The 24,802-nt window shown below is 60.9% G+C and carries 23 protein-coding genes; 8 read left to right on the top strand and 15 right to left on the bottom strand.

What is annotated here, in order from left to right; all coding sequences use genetic code 11:
- Positions 1-138: 138 nt before the first annotated feature.
- The 8 genes from E2N92_RS12550 to E2N92_RS12515 all read right to left on the bottom strand — a co-directional run bounded on the left by E2N92_RS12550 (position 139) and on the right by E2N92_RS12515 (position 8,605).
- Positions 139-1,092, bottom strand: coding sequence for a hypothetical protein (locus E2N92_RS12550; RefSeq protein WP_220681488.1), 954 nt, complete (start codon positions 1,090-1,092; stop codon positions 139-141).
- Positions 1,093-1,485 (bottom strand): type IV pilin domain-containing protein, encoded by a 393-nt coding sequence (locus E2N92_RS12545; RefSeq protein WP_220681487.1) that lies wholly within the window; start codon positions 1,483-1,485, stop codon positions 1,093-1,095. It lies immediately after the preceding gene.
- A 2-nt stretch (positions 1,486-1,487) separates the two neighbouring features.
- Positions 1,488-3,305 carry a type II secretion system F family protein gene (locus E2N92_RS12540; protein ID WP_220681486.1) on the bottom strand — a complete coding sequence of 606 codons (1,818 nt, stop codon included), beginning with the start codon at positions 3,303-3,305 and terminating at the stop codon, positions 1,488-1,490.
- Positions 3,280-4,899, bottom strand: a complete 1,620-nt coding sequence (locus tag E2N92_RS12535; protein WP_246589225.1) for a type II/IV secretion system ATPase subunit — start codon at positions 4,897-4,899, stop codon at positions 3,280-3,282. The genes E2N92_RS12540 and E2N92_RS12535 overlap by 26 nt, the downstream gene beginning before the upstream one ends.
- Positions 4,900-5,061: 162 nt before the next feature.
- Entirely contained in the window at positions 5,062-5,691 is a 630-nt protein-coding gene (locus tag E2N92_RS12530) for a hypothetical protein (RefSeq protein ID WP_220681484.1), read from the bottom strand.
- 88 nt (positions 5,692-5,779) lie between these two features.
- Positions 5,780-7,195 carry an ABC transporter ATP-binding protein gene (locus E2N92_RS12525; protein ID WP_220681483.1) on the bottom strand — a complete coding sequence of 472 codons (1,416 nt, stop codon included), beginning with the start codon at positions 7,193-7,195 and terminating at the stop codon, positions 5,780-5,782.
- 5 nt (positions 7,196-7,200) lie between these two features.
- The gene (locus E2N92_RS12520; protein ID WP_220681482.1) at positions 7,201-8,064 is read right to left on the bottom strand and encodes an energy-coupling factor transporter transmembrane component T family protein; all 864 of its coding nucleotides are present in this window, start codon (positions 8,062-8,064) and stop codon (positions 7,201-7,203) included.
- The gene (locus E2N92_RS12515) at positions 7,997-8,605 is read right to left on the bottom strand and encodes an MptD family putative ECF transporter S component (protein ID WP_220681481.1); all 609 of its coding nucleotides are present in this window, start codon (positions 8,603-8,605) and stop codon (positions 7,997-7,999) included. Before E2N92_RS12515 ends, E2N92_RS12520 begins: the two co-directional genes overlap by 68 nt.
- 280 nt (positions 8,606-8,885) lie before the next feature.
- On the opposite strand from E2N92_RS12515, the gene E2N92_RS12510 reads away from it, so the two are divergent.
- From E2N92_RS12510 to bchH, 3 genes are all read left to right on the top strand, one after another.
- Positions 8,886-9,587, top strand: a complete 702-nt coding sequence (locus tag E2N92_RS12510) for a type IV pilin N-terminal domain-containing protein (protein ID WP_220681480.1) — start codon at positions 8,886-8,888, stop codon at positions 9,585-9,587.
- 2 nt (positions 9,588-9,589) lie between these two features.
- Positions 9,590-10,156 (top strand): type IV pilin N-terminal domain-containing protein, encoded by a 567-nt coding sequence (locus E2N92_RS12505; protein WP_220681479.1) that lies wholly within the window; start codon positions 9,590-9,592, stop codon positions 10,154-10,156.
- Positions 10,157-10,372: 216 nt separating this feature from the next.
- On the top strand, positions 10,373-14,170 hold the full coding sequence (bchH, locus tag E2N92_RS12500; protein WP_220681478.1) for a magnesium chelatase subunit H: 3,798 nt from the start codon (positions 10,373-10,375) through the stop codon (positions 14,168-14,170).
- A 12-nt stretch (positions 14,171-14,182) separates the two neighbouring features.
- On the opposite strand, the gene E2N92_RS12495 is transcribed toward bchH, so the two are convergent.
- The 7 genes from E2N92_RS12495 to E2N92_RS12465 all read right to left on the bottom strand — a co-directional run bounded on the left by E2N92_RS12495 (position 14,183) and on the right by E2N92_RS12465 (position 20,194).
- Positions 14,183-14,785 (bottom strand): TolB family protein, encoded by a 603-nt coding sequence (locus E2N92_RS12495; protein ID WP_220681477.1) that lies wholly within the window; start codon positions 14,783-14,785, stop codon positions 14,183-14,185.
- A 9-nt stretch (positions 14,786-14,794) separates the two neighbouring features.
- Positions 14,795-15,274, bottom strand: a complete 480-nt coding sequence (locus E2N92_RS12490) for a hypothetical protein (RefSeq protein WP_220681476.1) — start codon at positions 15,272-15,274, stop codon at positions 14,795-14,797.
- Between the two features lie 307 nt (positions 15,275-15,581).
- Entirely contained in the window at positions 15,582-15,755 is a 174-nt protein-coding gene (locus E2N92_RS12485; protein WP_220681475.1) for a hypothetical protein, read from the bottom strand.
- A 23-nt stretch (positions 15,756-15,778) separates the two neighbouring features.
- Entirely contained in the window at positions 15,779-16,036 is a 258-nt protein-coding gene (locus tag E2N92_RS12480; RefSeq protein WP_220681474.1) for a hypothetical protein, read from the bottom strand.
- Between the two features lie 261 nt (positions 16,037-16,297).
- Positions 16,298-17,494: a TolB family protein gene (locus E2N92_RS12475; protein WP_220681473.1), complete on the bottom strand. Its 1,197-nt coding sequence runs from the start codon at positions 17,492-17,494 to the stop codon at positions 16,298-16,300.
- Between the two features lie 21 nt (positions 17,495-17,515).
- Positions 17,516-19,144 carry a hypothetical protein gene (locus tag E2N92_RS12470; RefSeq protein WP_220681472.1) on the bottom strand — a complete coding sequence of 543 codons (1,629 nt, stop codon included), beginning with the start codon at positions 19,142-19,144 and terminating at the stop codon, positions 17,516-17,518.
- Positions 19,145-19,147: 3 nt separating this feature from the next.
- Positions 19,148-20,194, bottom strand: coding sequence for a P-loop NTPase family protein (locus E2N92_RS12465; RefSeq protein WP_220681471.1), 1,047 nt, complete (start codon positions 20,192-20,194; stop codon positions 19,148-19,150).
- Positions 20,195-20,403: 209 nt separating this feature from the next.
- Between E2N92_RS12465 and E2N92_RS12460 the strand changes: the two genes are divergently transcribed.
- From E2N92_RS12460 to E2N92_RS12440, 5 genes are read left to right on the top strand one after another with little or no spacing between them, the layout of a single operon-like run.
- Positions 20,404-20,901, top strand: a complete 498-nt coding sequence (locus E2N92_RS12460; protein WP_220681470.1) for a hypothetical protein — start codon at positions 20,404-20,406, stop codon at positions 20,899-20,901.
- Positions 20,898-22,091 carry an ABC transporter substrate-binding protein gene (locus E2N92_RS12455; RefSeq protein WP_220681469.1) on the top strand — a complete coding sequence of 398 codons (1,194 nt, stop codon included), beginning with the start codon at positions 20,898-20,900 and terminating at the stop codon, positions 22,089-22,091. The genes E2N92_RS12460 and E2N92_RS12455 overlap by 4 nt, the downstream gene beginning before the upstream one ends.
- 7 nt (positions 22,092-22,098) lie before the next feature.
- A complete protein-coding gene (locus tag E2N92_RS12450; protein ID WP_220681468.1) occupies positions 22,099-23,154 on the top strand; it encodes a FecCD family ABC transporter permease in 1,056 nt (351 codons plus the stop codon).
- Positions 23,148-23,933, top strand: a complete 786-nt coding sequence (locus E2N92_RS12445; RefSeq protein ID WP_220681467.1) for an ABC transporter ATP-binding protein — start codon at positions 23,148-23,150, stop codon at positions 23,931-23,933. The genes E2N92_RS12450 and E2N92_RS12445 overlap by 7 nt, the downstream gene beginning before the upstream one ends.
- A gap of 30 nt (positions 23,934-23,963) precedes the next feature.
- Positions 23,964-24,707 carry a class I SAM-dependent methyltransferase gene (locus E2N92_RS12440; protein WP_220681466.1) on the top strand — a complete coding sequence of 248 codons (744 nt, stop codon included), beginning with the start codon at positions 23,964-23,966 and terminating at the stop codon, positions 24,705-24,707.
- Positions 24,708-24,802: the final 95 nt, after the last annotated feature.

Below are 24,802 nucleotides of genomic sequence, written 5' to 3'. Positions count from 1 at the left end.
CCTCCCTATCGTGATGCGGGGGGACCGGGGGGCGGCCAGCCCCCCGCAGAGATAACCATCAAGAGCATTTCTACAAAGCCCTTTTTTTCGTTATTTTTTATGCAGATCTCTCGGGCGCCGACCGGACGGCACCGTGGATCAGTACGCCATGACCGTGACCCCGGCCACCCTGACCCCCACCTCCACCGGCGTCGCCGTCCGGTCGATCTCGACCGAGACCTCGTCGCAGTCCGGGCCTGCCGTGACCGTCAGGTTGCCGAGATTCCCGCATCTCCCGGCGAGTGCGGAGGCCGTCGCGTTGCACTTCTCCAGGAGCATGGCGGTGAGGGGCACCGGCAGGTCGCGGTTCACCCGGATTGTGATCACATCCGGCTCTTCCACCGTCTCGACCTCCGAGACGGTGCAGTCCAGAGCGAGGGTCCCGAAACCGTTCCCGCTGGCAAAGTGGCGCTCGCCTGCGGTGAAGTTCACGACCTCGATCTCGACCGCGGTGCAGTTCGTCGTAGAACCGGTCACGGCGCCGGTCTCATTGTACACCGGGAAGGAGTGGACGCGGGCGTCGAGGTCGAAGAGGGTCGCCCCGAACCCCGAGCCGTTCACATGCTCCGCGACCTCGGCCATCGTGGCAAACTCCAGGGGCGTCTCGAGGCCCGCCTTCGAGATGTTCACATACCCGTACCGCCACCGGTAGCCCTGGTCCTGCCAGTAATTCCCGGACGGCGTGTACGAGCAGGTGACGAGCATCGACGTGACCGTCGTCGACGCAGTCGCGTTCGAGAGCGTGACATTCATCAGCCACGCCGGCTCCTGCCCGACCCGCAGCGTCCCCGACGACCTGGCCGGATTGATGACGATGCTCCCGCCGCCGAGCCGGACCCGCTCGCTCAGCCTGAGGTCCTGCTTGAGGGACGCAGCGAGTTCGAGGTCGGAGGAGAACCTCAGGAACGCCTCCTCGACAGCCTCGAGGTGCTCGATCTCGTCCTGCGCCTTCATCGACGGGACCACGACCACATGCACCACCGAGACGAAGGTCACCAGCACGGCGAGGATGAGCATCACCGCGATCACCGGGGAAACCGCCGAGTCGTCCATTTACCCGAGCCTCCCGGTCATCAGCACGATCCGCGGCGTGAACACCCTGAACTCCTCCCCGCCCGCCGGCCGGTGGGGGACCGTGATCGCCCCGCCGAGGTCGACCGTCGTCGCGTCGGGCGTGCAGTCGAACGAGGTGTGATCGAACCGCTCCATCGCCGTCCCGTTGCTCACCGTCACTGTGATCTCAGAGACCCTGACCCAGTCGCCCCCTTTATGCCAGAGGGTGAAGTTGTCGCTCGTGTTCGTGACCAGAAAGGTGACCGACGGGTCGCGGTCGTCAGGGATGAACGAAGAGACCGAACACCCGAAGACCGCCACCAGGATCAGGACAAGGGCGATCATCAGCATCTCGCCGACGACCTCCGATACCCCCTCAGAATTGTCTCGCATTCTCATACTCCGATAAAATATACAAAGAGCCAGATCGCCGCGAGCAGAAAGACGACCACATGCTTGAACCCGGCCAGAATGCTGCTCGTGCTGAACTGTCCGGCCATGATCCCCGAGATCGTCCCGAGGATGATCGAGATCCTGAACATATCGGTCAGGCTGCCTGAGATATCCGGGCTCGCTCCGCCCATCCCGATGAAACTTACGATAAAGGCTCCGTTGAGTTGATATGCCGTGTACAGGAAGATCCCGAAGGAGAGGTACACGATCATCACATAGGTGAACGCCGTGTTGAACCGCTCCTTCTTCATCCTGAGGTAATGCTCGAAGTCGCCGATCGCGATCATCAGGATCTCCCTGAGGTTGTCGGTGACCTGGCTCGCCCTCATGACGAGGGAGACGACCCGTTTCACCGACACCAGCCCGATCCGCTCTTCCATCCTGACGAGGGCGGTGTTGAGGCTGGAGCCGCGCTTGATGTCGGAGGAGACGACGCGGAGTTCGGTGGTGAGCACCCCCATCTTCGCCCCCGAGATCCGGTGGATCGCGCCCTGGAGCGTCATCCCGATGTCCTTCATGTCGGAGAGCCCGCGGAGGAACTCCGGGATCTGGGCCTCGACCCTGGAGACGTACCACCGCCGCCCCTCGTAGGCGACGAGCACCGGGAGCATGAAGGCGATGATGACGAGCGAGACCGAGACCTCGAACCGGTAGGGCTCGAAGACGTCCCCGTACGGGCCGTTCAGGAGGAGATAGGCGCTCGTCCCGGCCGCAACGAAGCCGAAGAAGACCGAATAGGTGTAATCGGCAACATAATACCTGAGAGGGTGGCGGAGGACGTCAAGGGCCCGCAGATAACTTTTCTTCGACCGGACACGTCTGGCGAACGTGTCGTCCGCCGACGGGTCCGCGAGTGCGGTCGCTTCGGCCGCGTATTCGAACTCCTTTACCTCCTGGCGGGAGATCGTGAGCGAATCGCCGGGGATCAGGAGATAGAGGAGCGCGATCATCACGGCGGCGCCGCCAGGCAGGCCGACATAGAGGAGGGGCATGAGGTCGGTGAGGGTGCCGGTCCCGGCCAGGTCCTGGGAGACGAGCATGATGATCAACGCGATCGGCCCGGCCACGAAGGCGGTGACGTAGACCTCGGCCATGATCTCGATCGTCTTGAGGGTCATCGCCATCTCCATCCTGGCGTTCTCTCTGAAATGGTCGGAACGGGCCGCAAGAAAGGTGGAGATGCTCCCGCCGGAATCGGAGAGAGAGATGAGGTCGTTGAGAAATTCGCCGAACTTTTCCGAGGGCGTGACCGAGATGAGGGACCGCATCGCCGTGTGAAGGTCGTCGCCGAAGATCTCGACGTCCCTGACGATCATGCCAAACTCCCGCGAGACCTCGCCGAAGAGATTCGACTCTTCCCCGACCTTCCTGATCACCTCGTAGAGCGTGAGGGTGGTCGAAAGCGCCTGCATGTAGGTGATCGCATGGGGGAGGTCCAGTTCGATCCTGGTCTTTCTCCCGGCGGCGACGATGGAGGGGTAGGCGTACAGGGCGAAAAAGACCCCCGGCACCATCAGCAGGAAGAGGAACACCCTCGAGGCGACGTCAGGGACGACCGAAAAAAACGAGATCTCCAGTTGGTTCGTCGAGAGATACGCGATGATGCCGAGATAACAGAGCAGAGATACGATCGTCCCGGCGATCATGAGGGTGCAATACCGGTCCGCGGCGATCGGGATGTGGGCGGCCCTCAGGGTCCGCCGCAGATCGGTCGCCTCGTGGAGATGGAGGAATTTATGCCGCAGGGACCGGTACGCCATTGGACTTCTCCAGGTTTCTGATCGCCGCCAGGAGGTCGGCGGCCGTCTGATACTTGTCCTTCGCGGCGGAGGCGAGGAACAACTCGCGCATCGCAAGGTGCCGGCCGACCTCTTCGTCGTCCCATCCATGCATCGCGGCGATCTCGTCGAGGATCTGCGATCCGAATGCAACCCGCCGGAACCGTCCTGCACGCGGATCCCACTCGTACAGCGTCGACCACTTCACCTCCCCGGCCGGGGTCACCGAGATCTCGTGGAGAGAATCGCAGCGTCGACGGATCATCCCGTTCTCGTAATGGAGAGACTGGATCACGATGAGGTCGAGGGCGCCGAACATCGCCCGCGGGACATTGATCGGGTCGTGGGTGAGGCGGTTGATCGCCTCCTCGATCGTGCCGGCGTGGAGGGTGGAGTAGGTGGTGTGGCCGGAGTTCATCGCCTGGAAGAGGGTCTGCGCCTCCATCCCCCGCACCTCGCCGACGATGATGTACTCCGGGCGCTGACGGAGTGCCGAGCGCAGCAGGGAGAAGAGGTCGATGTCCGCCTTCGTCGAGATGATGTTCGTCTCCCTGGTCTGGGTGGGGAGCCAGTTCTCGTGCGGGAGCTGGATCTCCCGGGTGTCCTCGAGGGAGACGATCTTCGCGTTGGAGGGGATGAAGAAGGAGACGGCGTTCATCGTCGAGGTCTTGCCGCTGGCCGTCCCGCCGACGACGAGCATGCTCTTGCGGTTCTCGACCGCAAGCCAGATGAGAGCGAGCACCTCGGGCGAATAGGTGTCGTATGCGATGAGGTCGAGGGGGGTCATCGGTTCGCTCTTGAACTTCCGGATCGTAAACGAACTGCCGCGGGTCGAGACGACGTTGGAGAAGGTGAGTTGCGTGCGCGAGCCGTCCGGGAGGGCGGCGTCGACGAGGGGGGTGGTGAGGGAGATCTGTTTGTCGGCCTTCTGCGCGAGTTTCATGATGAAGAGGTTCAGTTCGTCGCCGGTGAACCGGATCGTCGTCGGGAGACTCGAATGGACGCGGTGGTAGACATAGACCGGGACGCCGTCGCCGTTGCAACTGATGTCCTCGATCTGTTCGTCGTGCATCATCCCGTCGATCTTGCCGTATCCCAGGAAGTTGCGCCCGAGGTAGTAGTGCAGGACGCCGATGCGCTCATCCGCGATGCCCGGGTCGAAGTGGCGGATGATCCTGGCGACGTCGGAGAGCTGCAGGTTTGTCCGGCTTTTTGTCTTCGGATCGTCCAGCACGACGGTGTCCCTGAGATATTCGTGCGTCTCTTCAAGGAGGATCAGTTCCCTGGAGGTCAATGGGGGTTCGACGAGGCGGTAGGTGAGGACGTCGGCGGCGTCCCTGAGGATCGCCGCGTACGAGTAGGGAGGTCTGAGCCAGTAGCGGTCGATGCAGGTCTGTCCGTTGTCGCACGAGAGTTCGGGGAAGGCCGGGAGGTCGGACCCGTTCCCGCCCCGGTCGTCGGAGGCGACCGGCATTTCGTCGGATTTCCGCCACCCTCTCCCCATCTGCCACGGGATCGAGGAGCGGAGGGATCTGAACATGTCGGCCACTCCGCTTCCGCTATATCTGCCACCCATATGCATTACTCTGCGACAATGTCGCATATAAGTGTGGCGATTTTTGTTACGAAATATTATACCTTAAAGAATTGATATGCGAAGCCTGCAGGGCGGTGCGAGTGGATTTCACACCCCCGCACGGGCGAAGATAAAAAAAAGAGGGTTTCGGACGATATCGCTTCAGAAGTATTCCCAGAACTCGAACGCGTCCTCGTCGGGCGGCGCCGGGGTCTCTTCCGGCGGGGCGTCGGCGGTCAGGATCCTGAAGTCGACGGCGATCCGCCTCCCTTCGATATTGAGGTGGTAGGCACCGGCCCCGTATATGACGATCTCCTGCTCCCGGTTGCCTGAATAGATCCGGCCGTACCCCTCCTTCACCCGTTCCTGACCGGTACCGTCCCTCACGCTGACAACGAAGTAACTCTCTCTCGGATCGTCGGACCGGGGGGTTACGTTGAAGGCGATCACGCAGGGGGGCGCGGCCACCTCGACGGCGTAGGCGTACGAGGTCTGATTGTAGATGGATTTTCTCTCGTGAAAGAGGGTGCCGAGCACCCCGGAGCCGTTGGTTTCCGGCACCGGCAGAGGGCGCAGCGCGAACCTCTCGCCCTCCCCGGCCGCAATCGGTTCGGCCGGTCGGACGGTGCTTTTTGTCTCCCCCAGGGCGACCGCGCTCCGGAGCGGGGGGTCCGGGAGCGGCGATGTCTGCAGGTCCCCGGACGGCGTCTCGACCGCCCCGGTCTCCGCGCTCTTGGAGACGGTGATGCACCCGGCGATCGCCGGCAGCGCCAGGATGATTACAAAAATCATAGAAATTATGAATAAATTGTATCTTTTCGCCATTGAGTTCACAATTTTTCCTATATTTGCTCCCATATTAATCATTTCGCATCCGGCCTCAGGGCACGACCTCGTCGGCCACCCTTCCCCCCTCCATCACGACGATACGGTCGGCGTAGGCACGGGCGAGGTCGTGGTCGTGGGTGATCAGGACGACCGTCCTCCCCTCCCGGTTGAGGCCCTCGATGAAGTCCATCATCTGCATGATATGCTCGTGGTCCTGCCCGGTGGTCGGTTCGTCGAGGACATAGACCGCCGGGTCGGTCGCGAGGACCGAGGCGGCCGCGAGGCGCTGGCGCTCGCCGCGGCTGAGGGTGTTGGGGTCGCGGTCCTCGAAGTCGGTCAGGTCACCGGCCGCGAGGGCCTCGCGCACCCGGTGGTCCCGTTCGTCCGGCGAATACCGCCGCCCCTCCAGCCCGAGGGCGACCTCCCGCGAGACGCAGTCAGAGAAGATCTGGTGGTTCGGGTTCTGGAAGAGGAACCCGACGCCGGGCGCGACCTCGCGCGGCTTCATCGCCCCGACGTCCCTCCCGAGGACGGCCACGCTCCCCGCGGACGCCCGCAGCAGCCCGTTGATGTGCATCGCAAGCGTGGACTTTCCCGACCCGTTCTCCCCGACGACCGCGACGAACTCCCCCGCGCCGACGGTCAGGTCGACCCCCCGCAGGGCGCCGGTGCCGTCGGGATAGCGGTAGTGGACGCCCGAGAACCTGACCGCCTCCCGGCGCACCGGCGGGGGCGGGTGCCGGCGCCGCGGCCGGTAGCCCCACCCGAGGTCCTGGGGGGTGACCGACGAGGCGTCGACGTCCCGCGTCACCCGCCCGTCTTTCATGCAGACCACCCGGTCGGCATGGGGCAGCACCTCCCGCACCCGGTGCTCGACGACGACGACGGTCCTCCCTTCGTCCTTGTTCAGGGCCCGGATCGTCGCGAGCACCCCGGCGGCACCCTCCGGATCGAGGTCGGCGGTCGGTTCGTCGAAGACGAGGGTGCGGGGGTTCATCGCCAGGACCCCGGCGATCGCCGTCCGCTGCTTCTGCCCGCCGGAGAGGCAGGCGACCTCACGTCCCCGGCACGCCTCCATCCCGGTCAGGGAGAGGGCGGCATCGACCCTTCGCGCCATCTCGCCCGGCGGGACGCTCTGGTTCTCGAGGCCGAAGGCGACGTCCTCCTCCACCGTCAGGGAGAAGAGTTGATTGTCCGGGTTCTGGAAGACCAGTCCCACGTCGGCGGCGAGTTCGTGGACCGGAAAATTCCGCGTCTCCTTCCCGTCGATCCTCACCGACCCTGTCATCTCCCCGTCGACGAGGTGGGGGACGATGCCGTTGAGGCCGAGGCAGAGGGTGGACTTCCCGCATCCCGACGGCCCGGCGAGGAGGACGAACTCGCCGTCCTCGATCGCGAGGTCGACCTCCTGCAGGGAGGGGCGCAGGGCGTTCCGGTAGGTGAAGGAGAACCGGTCGATCTCGATCATGGCACTCACACCCCCGCCAGTGCCGCGCCGAGCAGCAGCACTGCAACGACCGCGATGGCGACCATGCAGGAACGGTCGGCCGGCCCGAAGGCGATCTCTACATAGGCGCTCCGCCCGACGCCGGCCCCGAAGGCGCGCGACTCGGCGGCAAGGGCGAGCTGGTTGCACCGCCGGATCGAGGCGAGGACCAGGGGGGAGAGGGAGTACTCGATCATCCGCCGGCCGGTGAGCGGGATCCCCCGCGCCCGCTGCGCCGTCAGGATCATCTTCCACTCCTCAAAGACCGTCGGGACGAACCTCACCGCCGTCGTGACCATGAAGGCGAGGAGCGGGGGGAGGCCGAGCTTCGAGAGGCCGAGGACCACCCGGTTGAGGGGCGTGGTCAGGACGAGGGTGAGCGAGGCGTTCAGGATCGCAAGGACGCGAAAGGCCTGGACAAAACCGTACGCCGCACCCGCCAGGGTGAAGGCGACGCCCCCGGTGAAGGCCCCGAGATAGGGAGCGTCCGGGGCGATCAGCCAGAAGAGGGGCTCGGCGCCTCCGGTCTGGGTCGAGAAGAAACCCTGGGAGAGGGTGGTGCCGACGGCGACGAAGAGATAGAAGGCCGCCACCTTTGCCCCCACCCCGCCGGAGGGCCGGGCCGCGACAAACGGGACGAGCGAGACGCCAAAGAGGCAGACGAGCAGGACGGGATCGTGCAGGACGACCGCAAGGACGGTCACCGTCGTCAGCCAGAGGATCTTCGTCCTGGGGTCGAGGCGGTGGACCGGGGTATCGCGTGCAGCATACTCGAAGATAGGATCACCCCACGAGCGCGGCCTGCGCGCGGTTTCCGAGCGTGAGCCCGTACAGGGCGGCCGGGACCGCAAACGCGATGTTCACCGGAAGACTGGCAAGAAAGACCCAGACCGGGAACTCGATCCCCTGGAGGCGCATCACGACATAGTAGAGCATGTACAGCCCGACGGCGCCCCAGAGGACCGCGGCAAAGACCATGCCCGGGCGCGTCCAGATCCTCCGGCCGAGGACGAGCGTCGCCCCGTCCAGGACGAGGCCGTATGCGATGTAGGAGAGGATGAAGAGGGGAGCGCCGGCGAGCGGCATCGCGACGAGGGCGGTGATCAGGCAGAGGAGGGTCGCGGTGCCGACCTTGCGCACGGTGGCGATGCAGGCGAAGAGCACGATCCCGGGCAGGAGGGTATGGAGGATAAAGGGCCCGAAAAAGGGCACGATCATCGAGGCACCGTGGAGAATATTGCCGAGCATCCCCACCATGATGCCGAGCGCCCCGAACATCGAGATGACGATGATGTCGGTCGTCGTAAACCGTTTCGAGACGGCCGGGTCATGCCCGGATCGTCTATCTTCGCCCATATACTGGGCCTGAACGTGAACGCTGTCTGCTCCCATGCTTTCCTCCGTGTCGGGCATAGATTTTACAAAATACTATAAATATCACACCTTTTGTGATCCTTTTGCTGAAACCGGATCCCTTCTCTCTCCTCCGCCCCTGCGGCACCCCGGCCCGCCGGCGGGCATGGATCCGATGGAACCGGAAAGCCGTGTGATTTATGATTAAATTATGTATTTGTTGATACAAATTAATAAGTTTTATATTACATTTTATGCTACCAGATCATACCATGGTTTTCATCCATAATACTCAAAGCCATCGGAGAGGAGAGTGCGCATGAGATTTACACCAGAGTGCCGTGAAGAGGCGGTCTCCCCGGTCGTGGGCGTGATGCTGATGCTGGTCGTCACGCTCATCATCGCCGCGGTCGTGAGCGGGTTTGCAGGCGACCTCGCCTCGAGCCAGAAGAAGACCCCCACCATTACGATGACGACCGAGATCGTGAACACCGGCTATTATTACGGGAGCGGGATCACGATGCGGGTCATCTCGGTCAGCGAACCGATAGCCACCGGCGACCTCAAGATCGTCACCGACTGGGTGGCAAAGAACGGCGAGAGAAATTCGGTCACCGTCCTGCCGAACATCCCGAACGTCAATTACGGCAGCTACAACTTCACCTCGCCCTTCGCCACCGGCAGCGGCGTGGAGTCCTTCGGCCTCAACAACGTGAAAAATCCCGGACAGTACTTCGGGAACTACACCCTGACGGCCGGCACCCTGATGCGCGCCTACCCCACGGGGGCATGGGGGCCCGGATCAGGCGAGGACTTCGGGGGATACGGCGTGACCAGACCCACGTACGAGTACAAAGACGGCTTCGGCTATGACAACAGCACCGACATCGACTTCATCCAGGCCGTGCTCGGGAAGAACTGGAACAACCTCAGGGAAGGGGACGTGGTGAACGTACGCCTGGTCCACACTCCGTCCGGGAAAGTGATCTACAACGAAGAAGTGAAAGTGAGGGGGATGTGATGATGATGGCAAAGGATGAGAGCGCGGTCTCGCCGGTCGTGGGCGTGATGCTGATGCTGGTGGTGACCGTGATCATCGCCGCGGTGGTCAGCGCCTTCGCCGGTGGGATGGCCGAGACGCAGTCGAAGACACCGCAGGTGACACTGAACGCCAAATACGCCCAGTCCGAAGGGTTGACTCTCTACCACGAGGGCGGCGACACGCTCGGCATCGGCGAGTTCAAACTGCTCCTCCACCCGTCGTCCAACTACGGGAGCATCGAAGAGCAGACCTATGTGGACGAGATCGATCCCTTCCTCATCGAGAACGGCCAGGGAGAGATGTGGTACAGGGACAGTGGCGGCAGGCAGATCTCCAGGTTCGGACCCGGCGATATCGCATACATCAGCGTCGAGAACTGTTCGACCGAGAAACTGACGCCTGACCTGGGCTACAAACCCAGCCCTCGTGCCCCATACATCAACTACGGCATCAACAACTCCAAATACATCGGGTCGTCCTTCTTCCTTGAAATGGTGACCCTGGACGGGAAGATGATCGCAAAGGTGGAGGTGCCGGTCCGGGCGTAGATCGTTCTGTTGCAGGAATCCAGGAGGATACACCTTCCATTTTTCGTCGTGCCGGGCATTTCGGCCTCGCTCCGGAGGGGCTGCCCGGCCATTTCATACTTATGTATAAAATATGTTGACTTTCTCAGAAAAAACGAATCATATTTATTATGTTGGTCCCCCATCTCTTTCTGTGAAAGACCTCATGAACAGACCCCCCGACAGGAGGCGGCCGGGATGAAGATCACCGCCATTTCCACGGTCTCCTCGAGACGGTTTTACGACGCGGTGCGGCGGCTGAACGAGACCTTCGGCACCGCCGTCGAGCTGCGGATCTACTATCCCCACCAGATCAACAACGAGGAGTGCGACGAAGAACAACTCCGCGACGACCTCGCATCGGCCGACGCCGTCCTCCTCGACATCCGCGGCCAGGGCCGGGCCGACGAGATCGCGTACGCCGTCCTCGCGGGCGGGACGCAGACCGTCGTCAACATGATGGCCCCGATCGGCAGGATGATGGAGATCACCCGGCTGGGCGCCTTCTCGGGCCGGGAGTTCATGAAACGCTTCGAAGAGCGGAGCGGCGGCGAGGGACGCAGGCGCGGGGGAGACCTCGTCTCCGAGGCCGACCGGAAAAAACTCAACGAGAACGTGAGAAACATCCAGAACTCCGTCGAGTCCGCGGGGAGGAACTCAAAGATCCCGGCGCTCCGCGACGCCGCCGCCTATGTCAGGGCGACGAAATACTGGCGCCACGGCGGCGAGGAGAACTATTACAACCTCTTCCTCTTCCTGCTCAAAAACTACCTCGGCCTCCCCGACCTCCCTGACGCCGCCGACCCGGTCGAGTACCCGGACTTCGGGATCTTTCACCCCGAACTCGGCTACTTCACCGCGAAGCCCGACTACCTCGCCGCCTGCGGCCACACCCCGGACCGCCCGGCCGTCGGGATCATCTTCCACGGCGGGATGCACCTGGACCAGAACATCCCCCAGATCGAGGCCTTCATCAGGGCATGCCCGGAGTTCACCTTCGTCCCGGTCTACACGAGCGGTGCGGAGAACCTGGAGGCGATCAGGACCTACTTCTTCGAGGAGGGACGGGCGGCCGTCGACGCCGTCATCAACCTGATGTGGTTCAGGATCAACGGCGGCCCGCTGGGCGGCGATCCCGACGAGACGCTCCGGCTCCTCAAGAGCCTGGACGTCCCGGTCTTCGCCCCGGCCTCCATGTTCTCCCAGGAGATCGAGGCCTGGGAAGAGGATACGGCGGGGCTCTCGCCGGTGATGACGATCATGGCGGTGATCTGGCCCGAACTCGACGGATGCATCGAGCCCATCCCCTGCTGCGCCCTACAGACGACCGAGATCGACGGCTGCGAGGTGAAGGAGGTCGCCCCGATCCCCGACCGGATCGACCGGATCTGCGGGCGGCTGAAGAACTGGCTCAGGCTGAAGAGGACGCCGAACGCCGAGAAGCGGGTGGCGGTCCTGGTCTACGACTACCCACCCGGCGAGGGGAACATCGGCGGGGCCGCCTACCTCGACGTCTTCGTCAGCGTGAAGAGACTCATGGAGCACCTCCGCGAGGAGGGCTACACCCTGGAGGTGCCCGACGAGCCCCTGCACGAACTCTTCGAGAAGAACTGCGTCGTCAACTCAGGGAAATGGCACGGGACCGCCGAGACCCTGGCACACAACGCCGGCCTCCCCGCCCCGGAGTACCAGGACTACTTCTCCGGGTTCCCGGCCGAGGTGCAGGCCGACGTCGTCGAGGCGTGGGGCCCGCCGCCGGGCCGGGTGATGACCGCGGGCAACGCCCTCCTCGTCCCGGGCCTTGAGTTCGGGAACGTCTTCGTGGGCATCCAGCCCGCACGCCCCCCTCTCGACGAGAGCGACCTTGCGAAGGCGACCCACGACAAGACCAAGCCCCCGCACCACCAGTACATCGCCTACTACTACTGGCTCAGGGAGGTCTGGAAGGCCGACCTCGTCTTCCACGTCGGCACCCACGGCCTCGCCGAGTTCATGAAGGGCAAGGAGATCGGGATGAGCGGCCGGTGCTTCCCCGACATCCTCATCGGGGAGATGCCCCACCTTTACATCTACCACATCCTCAACACCTCGGAGTCGACGATCGCCAAACGCCGCCTCTACGGGACGATGGTCAGCTACAACTCGCCGCCGTACTCGACCTCCGACCTCTACGAGCGCTACGCAGAACTGGAAGAACTCATCGACGAGTACGAGGAGGCGACGGCCCGCGAGCAGGCGTTGCGGGCAGAGCGCGTCGAGGAGAAGATCCGCACCCTCGCCGAAGACCTGCACATGACGGCGACGAGCATCCCGGAGATGCACGTCGAACTCTACGAGATGAAGCGGAGCATCATCCCGCAGGGGCTCCACACCCTCGGCGAGGTCTACGGGATGGACGAACTCATCTCGTTCGTCGAGTTCGTGCTGCGGTACGACCGCGACGGGATGCGCTCCCTCAACCGGATCCTCGCCGACGCCGGCGGCCTGGACTACGACGCGGCGCTCCGCGACCGCGAGACCTATGCCGCCGCCCTCGACAGGGTGGACCGGGCCTGCAGGCCGATCGTGGAACGGTGCATCCGCGACTCGGTCGCCGCCGCGGGCGAGACGAGCGGGCTTACCGGCCCCCTGCGCGAGGAACTCGAACGGACGCTCGCCTTCGGGCTGGCACTCGCCGAAAACTATGCCGACAACGGCAACGAGATCACGAGTTGCCTGCGCGGGCTCTCCACCCGGTACATCGAGCCCCGTCTCGGCGGCGACGTCGTCCGCACCCCGGACGTCCTGCCGACCGGGACGAACATGAACCAGTTCGACCCGACGAAGATCCCGACCCGGACGGCGGCCGAGCGGGGGGCCGAGATCGCCGCCAACACCCTGGACGCCTACCGTGCGGAGGGCGGGAAATACCCCGAAAGCGTCGGGATCGTCCTCTGGGGGTTCGAGACCACGAAGACCGGCGGGGAGAGCATCGGGCAGGTGCTGGAGTATCTCGGGGTGCGGGTCGTCCGCACCGCCGGGGCATGGCACCCGCAGCTCGAGGTGGTCCCCCTCCAAGACCTGGGCCGTCCCCGCATCGACTGTCTCCTCACCATCTGCGGGTTCTTCCGCGATATGTTCCCCAACCTCATCGCCCTCCTCTCCAGGGCCTTCGCCCTCGTCTCGGACCTGGACGAGCCCGAGGAGATGAACTTCGTGAAGAAGCACTCGCGCGAGAACCTGGAGAAGTTGACCGCCTCGGGGACGACCGACCCGACGACGGCGAGGCGGATCGCCTGCGCCAGGATCTACGGGCCGCGTGCCGGGGAGTACGGCACCCGCCTCCTCCAGCTCACCGAGGACTCGATCTGGAAGGAGGAGCAGGACCTCGCCGACGTCTTCATCGACTCCATGAACCACCTCTATATCGAGAACATGCACGGGGTGCGGGCCGACGACGCCTACCGCTCCAACCTCTCCAGGGTCGAGATGGTCTCGCAGGTCCGCGACTCCCACGACTACGAGGTCACCGACCTCGACCACTACTTCGAGTTCTTCGGCGGGCTCAACCGGGCCGTCAGGTCGGAGTCGGGCCGGGAACCGATGATGATGATCTCGGACACCACGAAGGAGGTGATCCAGACCGAGGGGATCGGCGACGTGATCAGGCGGGCGACGAGGACGCGTCTCCTCAACCCGAAGTGGATCGACGCCATGCTCGAGCACGACTTCCACGGGGCGCAGGTGATCGAGGAGCGGGTCTACAACACCCTCGGCCTCGCCGCCACCACGAACGCCGTCGACAACTGGGTCTGGTCCTCCATCGCCGAACGTTTCGTCTTCGACGAGGAGATGCGAAAGCGGCTCGAGGAAAACAACCGGTATGCCACCGCCGGCCTGATGGAACGGCTCTTCGAGGCCGAGAGCCGGGGCTACTGGGACGCGACCGAGGAGGAGATGGCGAAGATGCGGAGCGCCTACCTGGATCTCGAAGGGGATATCGAAGAGCGGATCTGAGGGCGCGGGCCCTCATCTCACCTCCTCTTTTGCGGTCTCCTGATCGTTTTCAGACCTCATATGCCACCAGGCAATACAGCCTGCCGGCAGGACGAAGAACAGGATATACGAGATCATGATCGAAGGCCTGCTTCTCGATGGCCTCTCGAGGTCGACAACGAATCCATTGTCATAGCCTCTATTTTCTATGAGGTATGCGACCCTGGTACCCTCACCCGCCCAGGACAGCAGGTAACTGTTCTGGAAGGAGGCAGCAAAAATTTCATCGAGCGCTCCATCACTCGCATGGAGTATCCCGACATGGGCTAATCGTGGGCTTTCAGACGATATGAAATCGTAAAGGATGTCTCTTCCGTCCGGACTCCATTCAAGATGACTGCACCTGCCATTCTCGCAGCACGCGATCCTGAATGGGTTTCCACCGTCCGGATCGCAGAGGATAATATCCCCGAATGATGAGCAGGCAATCCTGTCGCCGGAGGGATTCCAGTCTGATCGTTCGGGCCAATCCCTCCTCGCATCCCCGGCATCAGTGACCGCAATGGATACGGTGGAGTCATGCAGGTTCGCAATATAAAGGCCGTTTGTGGGGCTCTGGCGGCCATCTGGAGCCATAAATGAGATTTATTTCCCATCGGGATCCCATGATGGCTCATAAATCTTTTCAGACGAATTGAAAATGTGTATGGATTCACTGGTTTCGAGATCATAGATGAAAAGGGCATACGGCACCGACCTGTTGGAGAGCACCAATGCAAGCTGCGTGCTGTCCGGACTCCAGGAGAGATACCGAATCTTCGAGTCGTTCAGCATCTCGTCCGCGACGACGTATTTGTGGGGCTCCGATGCCATGCCGTAGATTCTCAACTTTGACGATACACTTTCAAACGCCGCAAATTTATCCCCTTCATTATTTAATACAGGATAGAACGAGACGGAATAGTAGACTTTCTCACAATTCAGGCCGCTAAGATCGGAGAGATAGATATTGTTCCCGGTTTGATAGAGCATCCGATCGCCCGAAAGGTCAATAACCCGACAATGTTCGTTCTCCACCGGCTGGATAGGTTCGGTCGCGAATTTTTCACCGGCGATCACATCCACACCAAAGGGATATGCGAGGGCAGACGCAAGAACTATCAGGGCTATTGCAGCGATTGCTTTTTTTCTCTCATAGGATTACCGGGTCGTTTGAAGCTTCGATTTCTCCTATTATCGGCTGTCGTATGGCGAACCGTGAGGTCTATTCGCATGTCGATCCCCGGGCATCGGGGTTTTGTTCTCCGCACTGGATTCCGGATACCTGCAACGATTACGGCTCTTGGCGGCCATACGAATCAAAAAATTCCATTTAAAACATTCGTAATGAAAAGCATCTCGGGTTCAAACAGAAGATAGTGGACAACAACCGCTAGACAAATACAGCGAAGAACACAACACCATGCACTTTTTTTCCGCTGTTTACAATCTCGAACGCCTGCGACGGGTGCCGGTAGAAGAGGTAGATCAGGTGCAGGTAATCAGGCGACCCTCTATTTCCCGGTGCGGCGAATCCTTTTGATGTAGCATCAGTTTCTTCTTTCATAATCATACCCTCCCACAATTTTATCAAAGTACAACAGGATTCTCCCCGGCTGTTATCTGGATATCTTTACTTGTTTCAAGACTCTCCCCCTCAACGTACGTTTCTACTAATTTCATCGTGACGTTAAATTTCACACAACATTCAGGTTGTACCCACACCACCCACCTGAATTGATTAACAACGAGGTCATCCCAAAACTCTTCAGTCCTCCCCCTCTCAGAAGAGAGCGATGGATGTGGAGAAAATATCCTCCTCTTTTCGTTGCGCATCCATGCATTCACGCCTTCCCACCCCACTGCGCCGGGGGCTCTGCCCCCGGACCCCCGGGATTGCGATTGGGTCGGGAAGGCAAAGCGATGATCGTGAAGGCGGGATGCGATCCCCCGCCAATCTTCATCGGCGGGGGATCCGGGGGGCAGCCAATCCCCCGGTGGAGGATAGGGTTCAGAATTTCTGGAAGGAAGCGCTTCGGTTCGAGGAGATGGACAGCCCAAGAGAGTTTTGGGATATGCTCAACGTAAGGTGATCGACCGCCAGCCACATCACACCCTCCAATAGTATTCAAGGACGATCGATACTGCGCACATCACGATTGCGACACAGAGGGCGAAAAGTGCAATTAAAGCCGGGTCATAGCCTGCCGCTTTTTCCAGGTCCATCAGGTGCCCACCTTCATGGTTGAAGAGGACTATCCCTTTCCCATCTTCAGTCCAGGTGAACGGAAGCACGTTGAGAAAACCTTCGGTGTACTCTGCAAAGATCTCCTCGTGGCCCGTTCCATCAGGGTTGATCAGGTGCAGTCTGCTGTATTCTCCCTTTTTCACCTGTCCGGTTTCATATCCCTGACCGAGCCCGTCACGGGTCAGGTAAGCAATTTTATCCCCGGTTGGGCTCCATTTGAGGAGAAATGTGTTTCCATCATCAGTCAGCTGATGTTCATGACTCCCATCGGCAGTAATGGTGAAGATATTCCCGGCTGACATATAGGCTATGTTCGTACCCGCAGGGTTCCACTGGCATAATCCATCCAGACCCGCAGGGCTCCACTGGCACAATCCATCCAGGATGCTATGCTTTGTTTCAACATTCTCTTTTATTTTGGTGATATCCGAATCTGCAGAATCGACGATATAGATCGAAGCTCTCTCGTTGCCTCCTGCTTTGGCCAGTATTGCGATTCTTCTGTTGTCGGGGTTCCAGTCGTAGTACGAGAGATTGGCAATGCCGGTCATCAGGTCCTTTTTCCAACTTCCGCCGGCATCTGCAACGGAGAGTGAATAATTCTCAGATGAGTTACTCTGGAGATAAGCGAGCTGCTCCCCGTCCGGGCTGAAACGTGGAATGTTATGAAGATCCCACTCCCACCGACTGCCGGTATAACCAAGTGGTATCTGTACGGCTCCACCGGTTTCTGTGCTGTAAACCCATAGATTGGGATCGGAGTACGATCTATACGCAACCTTCGTCCCGGTATTATCCATCACGGGAAATGAAAGTAAAACCCCTCTACAATGAATTGATACTTCCTGGTTGCTATAATAATCGAGTACGGTGATGTGGGAATTGCCGGACAAGTACAGCACTTTTGTATCCTTGAGATCGCCGATATTGTAAGTCGGGAGTTGTTCGCAAACCTTCGTCATCGAGCAAGCAGAATAATCAGGTGTAAACCCATACTGGTTTAAAAAGCTTAAACAAACGGCTAATAATAGCAGCAGTAAAAGTATTTTTTTAATCATATCCTGCCCCTCCCGATCGTGTCAAAGTGCAATTGGATCCTGCGAAGAATCGATGCTGATCTCCTCATTTAATTCCATGAAATCATCAGCGTTCTCAAATAACTTCACATTCAGGTTAAAGCGAATTGTTTGATCCTTATTAACCCATACAATCCATCGAATATAGTTCGTTACATCGCAGGGGCCAAAGATAACGCCGGAAGTCTCCCGAACGTCCTCATGCTCCTCATAGGCAAAACTTTCATAAATTCGCTCGATCCGCGTAGTATCCGCAAGACATAATCCACATAACCGTGAAAACACAAATGCAGCACTTATCAGCTGACAGCCGGGGATCGGCAATATTCCAAGGACGCTACACACGAGATCGTAGGCAACCGTATTGTCACTAATATTCCGTATCTCACCATCTTTTAATGGGAAGATGCCGTAACATAAAGGATCAAAAGCTGAAAATAATACCTGTTTGTCTTTATTTTCTGTCTCCTCAATGTCAATTTGAACTATGTCGAAATCGCTTAGATACATCCTGTCATCATAGTGAGAAGCAACCGCGCTGCGTACTATCGGCGGTTCTCCTCCTTCATCATCCGTGATGGATCCTCTAACTGCAAGATGGAAGAGATAGATCCAGCTACCGTCCGGCAGTTGACACTTTTCAGAACGTAATTCTTCGCTAAGGTATGTCATCAGAGTAGCGTGTGTTACGACAAGATAGTGATCGGTGTGTGTTCGGGAGGTTGCCTTCGTGAAAGTCTTGCAGAGAACTACCTTTTGCGTCCCAAGAGGGGGATATTCCGTAACATTCCAGTCCCAGAAATCTTCAACGGTGGTCCCGTCCTTTTTTGCGACAACCTTGATGGTGTGGCTACCAAGGGGCACGGTACCGAATTCATGCGAGATCGCCGTATCTTCGGACGATGACTTCTCCAACAATCTGTCGTTCAGATAAAGTTCCAGTAAACAGGGGATGTTGACGCTTGCCTGGAAGACCCTCTTGCCTTCGGCATCATAATTGCTCACGCTATCCGCAGAAGGAGTTACAAAGGTTATCACGGGCTGTTCCAGAATCTCCCATGACCACGTGAACGAATCGCTCCCGTTTGAGTTAGACGCAGTTACGACCACGCTATGGGTGCCGGCGGAATATTCGGAGAAATCGCATTCCCACGCGGCATTGGTCACGGCATTAAATCTGCGTTTTTCCTGTCCTTCAACCGAGAATATTACCGTCGTCGACTGATCGACGGTCGCTCCGAAGGTTCTTGTATTCGATCCTCCGGGGACGTTCGAGATGCTCTGCTCCAGCGGAATCGTGCTCGTGATCTCGGGTGCGGATGTAACGGGAGTCTCCGTGATTACAGCATGGATGATCCTTTCCGTCGATCCCGCCGCGTTTGCCACGACTATCCTGATGATGTTTTCGCCGGTTTCAACGACTGTTGTCGCGCGGTCGAAGAACCATGATACAAAGGTCTCATAGGTGCTGACTGTAAAGGCGACAACATCATTTAACCAAACATCAACAGTTGATGCCACATCAATTGTTATTTCAAACAGACGATCAAAGAAACTCTCTACTGTATCAATAATACAGTCGACTGCAGGTTCAATTGAAGATATAATCGGCACTGTTACAACCCCTCCCATGCTTCACACCTCCAGGTACCCTTCGCGGATCAGATACTGCGGAAGCACCCAGCCATTACAGAAGAGCATATTCTCTTCCCGCCAGATCATCTCCCTGTCAGGATAGGGCCGGTAGGTCCAGAACCGGTTGTTCAGCCTGAAGTAAGGGCTCCCCTCATCGCCGAGCGGCGTGCCGACGGGTTTCTCCTTGATGGTCGAGACGATCCTGGAGAAGGAGTCGCGGTTCTGCAAGACTTCTTTCGGGGATTGTAAACCGTCGAGGTAGACCGAGGGCTTGTAACAGATGACGTCGGATTTTTCCGGACGGTCGCGGAACTTCAGCGCGGTGCCGCCGCACATCCCGATGACAGCGAGGTCGTAGTCCTCCGCCCTATAGCGCTCCATGAAGGCTGCATAGTCGTAGCCGTACCAGGAGAGCCGGGGGAAAAGATCCCAGAATTCTGCCGGGAATGCACCGACGGCGATGGCGGTTCTGTCGCTTCGGGGCAGGGTCATCTGCGGTTCGATCGTGTCCGCAACAAGGAGTTCAGGACGATGGATCAAATGCGACGTATCGACGAACGGGCCTTCCACCTCTTCCGGCACCTTTGTGACGATCCGCTGCACGGTTCGATCCCTGACCATGTCCCAGAGTTCCATCAGGTCGGGATGATGCGCCGGGAGTCGGCGGCTCCACCTTTTTTTCTGGAAGGCGGCAACATATCCTTTCCAATCGTTCATCGCCTCGTAGGGGACGGTCTCGTTGATCCGGTCGAAGACGTCGACGTACGCCGCGCCAATCGGTGCATAGGGCCAGGTGACCTCGAAAAGGTAGACATCGTAGCCTGAAGGCACCCACTGCTCGAAGTCCTCCCGGCCCTTCGCCGCTTCGAGCGGTATGGTGTAGTGGCGGCATCCGGCCGACAGGTAGGCGTGCACGTCGCTCTGCCCCTTGTTCTGCTGCAGGCAGGCCACTCGCAGGCCCTGCTCGCGGAAGTGGCGATGGAGCAGTAGCGCCGTGGTCGTCTTTCCGGCGCCGGGGATGGAGGCCAGTACATAGATTTTGCTCATGAATCTTCTCTAATTGTTACGTTTTTACATATTAGTAACATTAGATCTCACCAAAGAAAAGTATAAGTCTATCGATCCGCGATTTTCACGCAGCACCCGGCGCACCGTGCCGCAGGGCCTGCGCCCCCGTAAAAAAATCGATTCATTTTTTCGCGCCATCATATCACAAAAAGGAAGATATATATCACCAAATCTTACAGATCCATACAATGAATTTACCAACCGCCGCAACCACCCTGATCATCCTCTGCATGCTTGCCGCCCCCGCACTCGGGGCGGACGGGGGCGTGGTTCGGAGTGTCTCGACCGACACGCTCGCGGCCGGCGGGACCGTCGAGGTGACCCTCGCCCTCCCCCAGGGATCGATGATGGGGATCGTCGAGACGGTCCCGGACGGCTTCGCCTTCGCGGGGACGACCCAGCCCGAAGGCCGGTACAAAGTCACGGGCCGGCAGATCATCTTCTCGGCCGTCAACGAGACGGCGATCGCCTACACCCTCCGCGCCGACGCCGGCGGGAGCGGGACGATCACCGGGCTGTGGGAGGACGTCCGCACCGGGACGTCGGGCGAGACCCCGGCCACCCGGATCATCGCCGCAGCGGCCGCCGCAGGTGCCGCCACCCCGGACCCACACAAATCGCCGGGATTCGGCCTCATCGCCGCCGCAGGTGCGGCGCTCGTCGCCGGCCGGAGGTGTCTCCGATGAAGGCCGCCTCGCTCGTCGTCCTCCTGGCCCTCCTCATCGCCCCGGCCGCCGCCGCGGCGGTCCCCACGACGCCCGAGGAGATCAGGGCGGTCGCCGAAGACGTCCTTGCCGACGAGATCATCGCCTGCATGGAGGCCGAACACTGCGGCGGGACCGTCGACCACCTCAGCCGCGCCGACCTCAGGGACGCCGCCCTGAACTATCCCCGATACCCCCGCCGGATCGAGGACTCGACCGGGAAGACGATCACCATCGTCCGGCCCCTGACGCGGATCGTCGCCTACAACGGCCACTGGGTCACCCCGCTCCGCCAGGAGGAGAAGGTGATCGGCGTCGCCAACTCGGCCGTCAGGATGGCGGTGATCAACCCCTACGTCAGGGAGAAGATCGACATCGGCGGCGGCGGCCCCACCCCGCCCGACATCGAGAAGATCTACGCCTGCAACCCGGACGCGATCTTCACCTACGTCACCCTCGGCCCGGGCGACGACTTCTTCGTCGACAAGATGCCCCCCTCGGTCACGGTCGTCAGGATGGACTTCCTCGAACCCTCCTATCTCAGGGACGAGATCGAGAAGATCGGCTACCTCCTCGACTGCCAGGAGGAGGCCGCCGCGTACGTCGCGTGGCACGACCGCTACGTCGACGAGATCAAGGAGAGGGCCGCGGCGATCCCTGAGGACGAACGGATCAACGTCTTCATCGACGTCGGCAGTTCGGGCGGTGCGGACCGGCGGACCGCCTCGGCCGGGACGTACATGCACACCCACTGCACCGACGCGGGCGGGATCAACGTCGCCGCCGCGACCGTCGACGCCTCGACCGGCATCGTCAACACCGAGTGGGTCGCACAGCAGGACCCGGACGCGATCCTCGGCCTCTGCTACGCCGGGGGCTACGAGACCGACGACCCGACGGCGCTCGCCGACCACTACCGCGACATCACCGGCCAGAAGATCCTGACCTTCACCCCGGCGGTGAAGGACGGCCGGACGTACATCATCTCGTACCGCTACGCCTACGGCCTCCAGTACCCGGCGGCACTCGCCACGATCGCGAAATGGTTCTACCCCGACCGCTTCGCCGACCTCGACCCGGCGGCGATCAACCAGGAGTACATCGACCGCTTCCACGGCGTCGACTACGACGTCACCGAACACGGGGCCTTCGCCTATCCCGACGCGGGGTGAAGAGGAGATGAACGAGACCGACCTCGCGCAGGTGCGGGCAGACTACACCGGGTACATCAAGAGAAAATGGCTCCTTGTAGCCGTTTCTCTCTTCATCCTCATCACCCTTGCCGGCTTTGCGGCAAACCTCGGCAGCTACGACCTCTCCCTCATGGAGGTCTACTCGATCATCGCATCCGGCCTCTTTTCCGAACCCACGACCGCCGAAGAGTGTGCGATCCTGGTCAACCGCCTCCCGCGGATCGTCTTCGCGATGATCGCGGGGTTCGGGCTCGCCGTTGCCGGGACCGTCATGCAGGCGATCCTGAAGAACCCCCTTGCAAGCCCGTTCACCCTCGGGATCGCCTCGGCCGCGGGCCTCGGGGCCTCCATCGCCTTCATCCTCGGCGCCGGGATCGGGAGCGGGATGTACCTCGTCATCGGCAACGCCTTCGTCTTCACCCTCATCGCCTCGGCCGCCGTCTTCGGACTCGCCTCGATCCGGGGGTTGACGCCGGGTTCGATGATCATGGCGGGAATCGCGATCATGTACCTCTTCTCGGCGATGACATCCTTCGTCCAGTACTTCAGCGACGCCGACAACCTCCAGCAGGTGGTTTTCTGGATGCTCGGGAGTCTGGACAAGGCGAACTGGGACATCATCACCGCAACAGGCGTCATCCTGCTCGTCAGTCTCCCCTACCTCTTCTGGAAGGCGATCGACCTGAACGTGATGGGCGCCGGGGACGAGAGCGCCAGGAGCATGGGCGTGAACGTGAAACGGGTCAGGATCGCCTGCCTCAGCCTGACCTCCCTGATCACCGCGGGGATCATCTGTTTCACCGGGACGATCGGGTTCATCGGGCTCGTCGCACCCCATATCACCAGGATGATGGTCGGCGGGGACCACCGCTTTCTCCTGCCGGCGTCGGGCCTGCTCGGGGCCGTGCTGCTCCTTGCGGCCGACACAGCGGCGAGGACCGTCATCCCGGGCCAGGTGATGCCGGTGGGCGTGATGACCGCCTTCTTCGGCGTCCCGTTCTTCCTCTACCTCTTCATCCGCAGGGGGAGTGGCGATTGGTAACGCTCACGATCCGCGACCTCACCTTCTCCTACCGGAGCGCCCCGGTCCTGCAGGGGCTCTCCCTGGAGGTGGGGGAAGGCTCGGTCCTCGGGCTCGTCGGCCCCAACGGCTCGGGAAAGACCACCCTGATCAAGTGCATCGACCACATCCTCAGACCGAAAGGGAGCATCCTCATCGATGACCGCGAGATCGCCCGTATGGAGATCGAGGAGATCGCACGGGCCATCGGGTATGTCCCGCAGAGTTCCCCCCCGATGGCCTCCTTCACCGTCTTCGATATGGTCCTGATGGGCCGCCGCTCGCACATGGGCTGGTGCGTGGGCGAGGAGGACATCGCCGCGGTGGCCAGGGTGATGAAACGGTTGAACATCGACGGGCTTGCGATGAAGAACTTCAACGAGCTCTCAGGCGGGCAGAAGCAGAAGATCCTCATCGCCCGCGCCCTCGCCCAGGACCCGGCGGTACTCCTCCTCGACGAACCGACGAGCAGCCTGGACCTCAGGCACCAGCTCGAGGCGATGGAGTACGTCAGGTCGCTCGTGGACACGACCGGGATCACGGTCGTGATCTCGATCCACGACCTCAACCTCGCGGCCCGGTACTGCGATACCATGGCGATGATGAAAGAGGGCGTCATCGCTGCGGCAGGCCCGCCGGCACGGTTGATCACGGCGGAGAACATCAGGGAGGTCTACGGGGTGGAGGCCCGCCTCCTCGACAACGACGGGGGCGCCCCGGTCGTCGTCCCGCTCAGGGCGGCGGACGCCGGGAGGTCGTGAGACGCCCACATTTTTTGGAGACGAGATCGTATGACACAAATACAGCGATTCAGGGACGGAACCGGGCTGAAAGAGGCGCTCGTCCAGGCCATGGACCGCCTGGAGGAGGCGGGCCTCGTCTACCCCGCGGGGCACCGCGAGCGGGTGCTCGAGCAGTACACGCTCAAAAATGTCCCGTACCCCTATATCGTCCTCCGCGTCGGGGAGCCGCGGATCACGCGGCACTTTTTCTATTCAGAGGCGGTGAAGCACCGGGGAGAGTTCCTCGATTACGGGTGCGGCACCGGGGATGCCGTGCGGCACCTGCTCCGCGACGGCTACCCGCGGGAGATGGTACGGGGGTTCGACCTCACCTGGCAGAGCATCGACCTCGGCATGGACCTCTACGCCGACCGGGAGGAGGTCCGGGACCTCTTTCTGGTAGACGATCGGTTCCCGTTCCGGTCGGAGAGGTTCGAGACCGTCTATTCGGGAAGCGTCTTCCACGTGATCGAGGACGAGGACGAGTTCAGAGAGTACCTTATGTGTGCCCACGACGCCCTGAAGCCCGGCGGGATCTTCTTCGGGTCGACGCTGGGGCTCAGAGACGGAGTCGGCGCCCGCAGCCGTGCCGGACCGCCACGGCTGATGACGCGAGACGAGATGGCCGGGCACATGGCGGCGGCGGGTTTTCGCGAGGTCACGGTGCGTGAGGGGGACCGCACCGGCATGCCGGGTGCGGCGCCCGACTTCTGCGTCTTCGAGTTCTCCGCGAGAAAACCGGCGCACCGGTGATGAAGGCGGCGGGGCGGATCGCAATCGCGTCCCGCCGATGCACAGATCTGAACGCGAGGCACCCGATATGATCATTCAAAGAATGGTGAACCACA

The sequence above is a fragment of the Methanofollis formosanus genome, assembly GCF_019633745.1.
GTDB classification, from domain to species: Archaea; Halobacteriota; Methanomicrobia; order Methanomicrobiales; family Methanofollaceae; genus Methanofollis; species Methanofollis formosanus.
This window is presented reverse-complemented; position numbering and strand designations above follow the sequence as displayed.

Bases quoted from the DNA above. Each gene is read 5' to 3' on its own strand.
- E2N92_RS12525 (WP_220681483.1), bottom strand. From the start codon at position 7,195: ATGATCGAGATCGACCGGTTCTCCTTCACCTACCGGAACGCCCTGCGC.
- E2N92_RS12505 (WP_220681479.1), top strand. From the start codon at position 9,590: ATGATGGCAAAGGATGAGAGCGCGGTCTCGCCGGTCGTGGGCGTGATG.
- E2N92_RS12535 (WP_246589225.1), bottom strand. From the start codon at position 4,899: ATGGGTGGCAGATATAGCGGAAGCGGAGTGGCCGACATGTTCAGATCC.
- E2N92_RS12540 (WP_220681486.1), bottom strand. From the start codon at position 3,305: ATGGCGTACCGGTCCCTGCGGCATAAATTCCTCCATCTCCACGAGGCG.
- E2N92_RS12510 (WP_220681480.1), top strand. From the start codon at position 8,886: ATGAGATTTACACCAGAGTGCCGTGAAGAGGCGGTCTCCCCGGTCGTG.
- bchH (WP_220681478.1), top strand. From the start codon at position 10,373: ATGAAGATCACCGCCATTTCCACGGTCTCCTCGAGACGGTTTTACGAC.
- E2N92_RS12515 (WP_220681481.1), bottom strand. From the start codon at position 8,605: ATGGGAGCAGACAGCGTTCACGTTCAGGCCCAGTATATGGGCGAAGAT.
- E2N92_RS12550 (WP_220681488.1), bottom strand. From the start codon at position 1,092: ATGGACGACTCGGCGGTTTCCCCGGTGATCGCGGTGATGCTCATCCTC.
- E2N92_RS12485 (WP_220681475.1), bottom strand. From the start codon at position 15,755: ATGAAAGAAGAAACTGATGCTACATCAAAAGGATTCGCCGCACCGGGA.
- E2N92_RS12465 (WP_220681471.1), bottom strand. From the start codon at position 20,194: ATGAGCAAAATCTATGTACTGGCCTCCATCCCCGGCGCCGGAAAGACG.
- E2N92_RS12470 (WP_220681472.1), bottom strand. From the start codon at position 19,144: ATGGGAGGGGTTGTAACAGTGCCGATTATATCTTCAATTGAACCTGCA.
- E2N92_RS12455 (WP_220681469.1), top strand. From the start codon at position 20,898: ATGAAGGCCGCCTCGCTCGTCGTCCTCCTGGCCCTCCTCATCGCCCCG.
- E2N92_RS12475 (WP_220681473.1), bottom strand. From the start codon at position 17,494: ATGATTAAAAAAATACTTTTACTGCTGCTATTATTAGCCGTTTGTTTA.
- E2N92_RS12450 (WP_220681468.1), top strand. From the start codon at position 22,099: ATGAACGAGACCGACCTCGCGCAGGTGCGGGCAGACTACACCGGGTAC.
- E2N92_RS12530 (WP_220681484.1), bottom strand. From the start codon at position 5,691: ATGATTTTTGTAATCATCCTGGCGCTGCCGGCGATCGCCGGGTGCATC.
- E2N92_RS12460 (WP_220681470.1), top strand. From the start codon at position 20,404: ATGAATTTACCAACCGCCGCAACCACCCTGATCATCCTCTGCATGCTT.
- E2N92_RS12495 (WP_220681477.1), bottom strand. From the start codon at position 14,785: ATGGCTCCAGATGGCCGCCAGAGCCCCACAAACGGCCTTTATATTGCG.
- E2N92_RS12545 (WP_220681487.1), bottom strand. From the start codon at position 1,485: ATGCGAGACAATTCTGAGGGGGTATCGGAGGTCGTCGGCGAGATGCTG.
- E2N92_RS12440 (WP_220681466.1), top strand. From the start codon at position 23,964: ATGACACAAATACAGCGATTCAGGGACGGAACCGGGCTGAAAGAGGCG.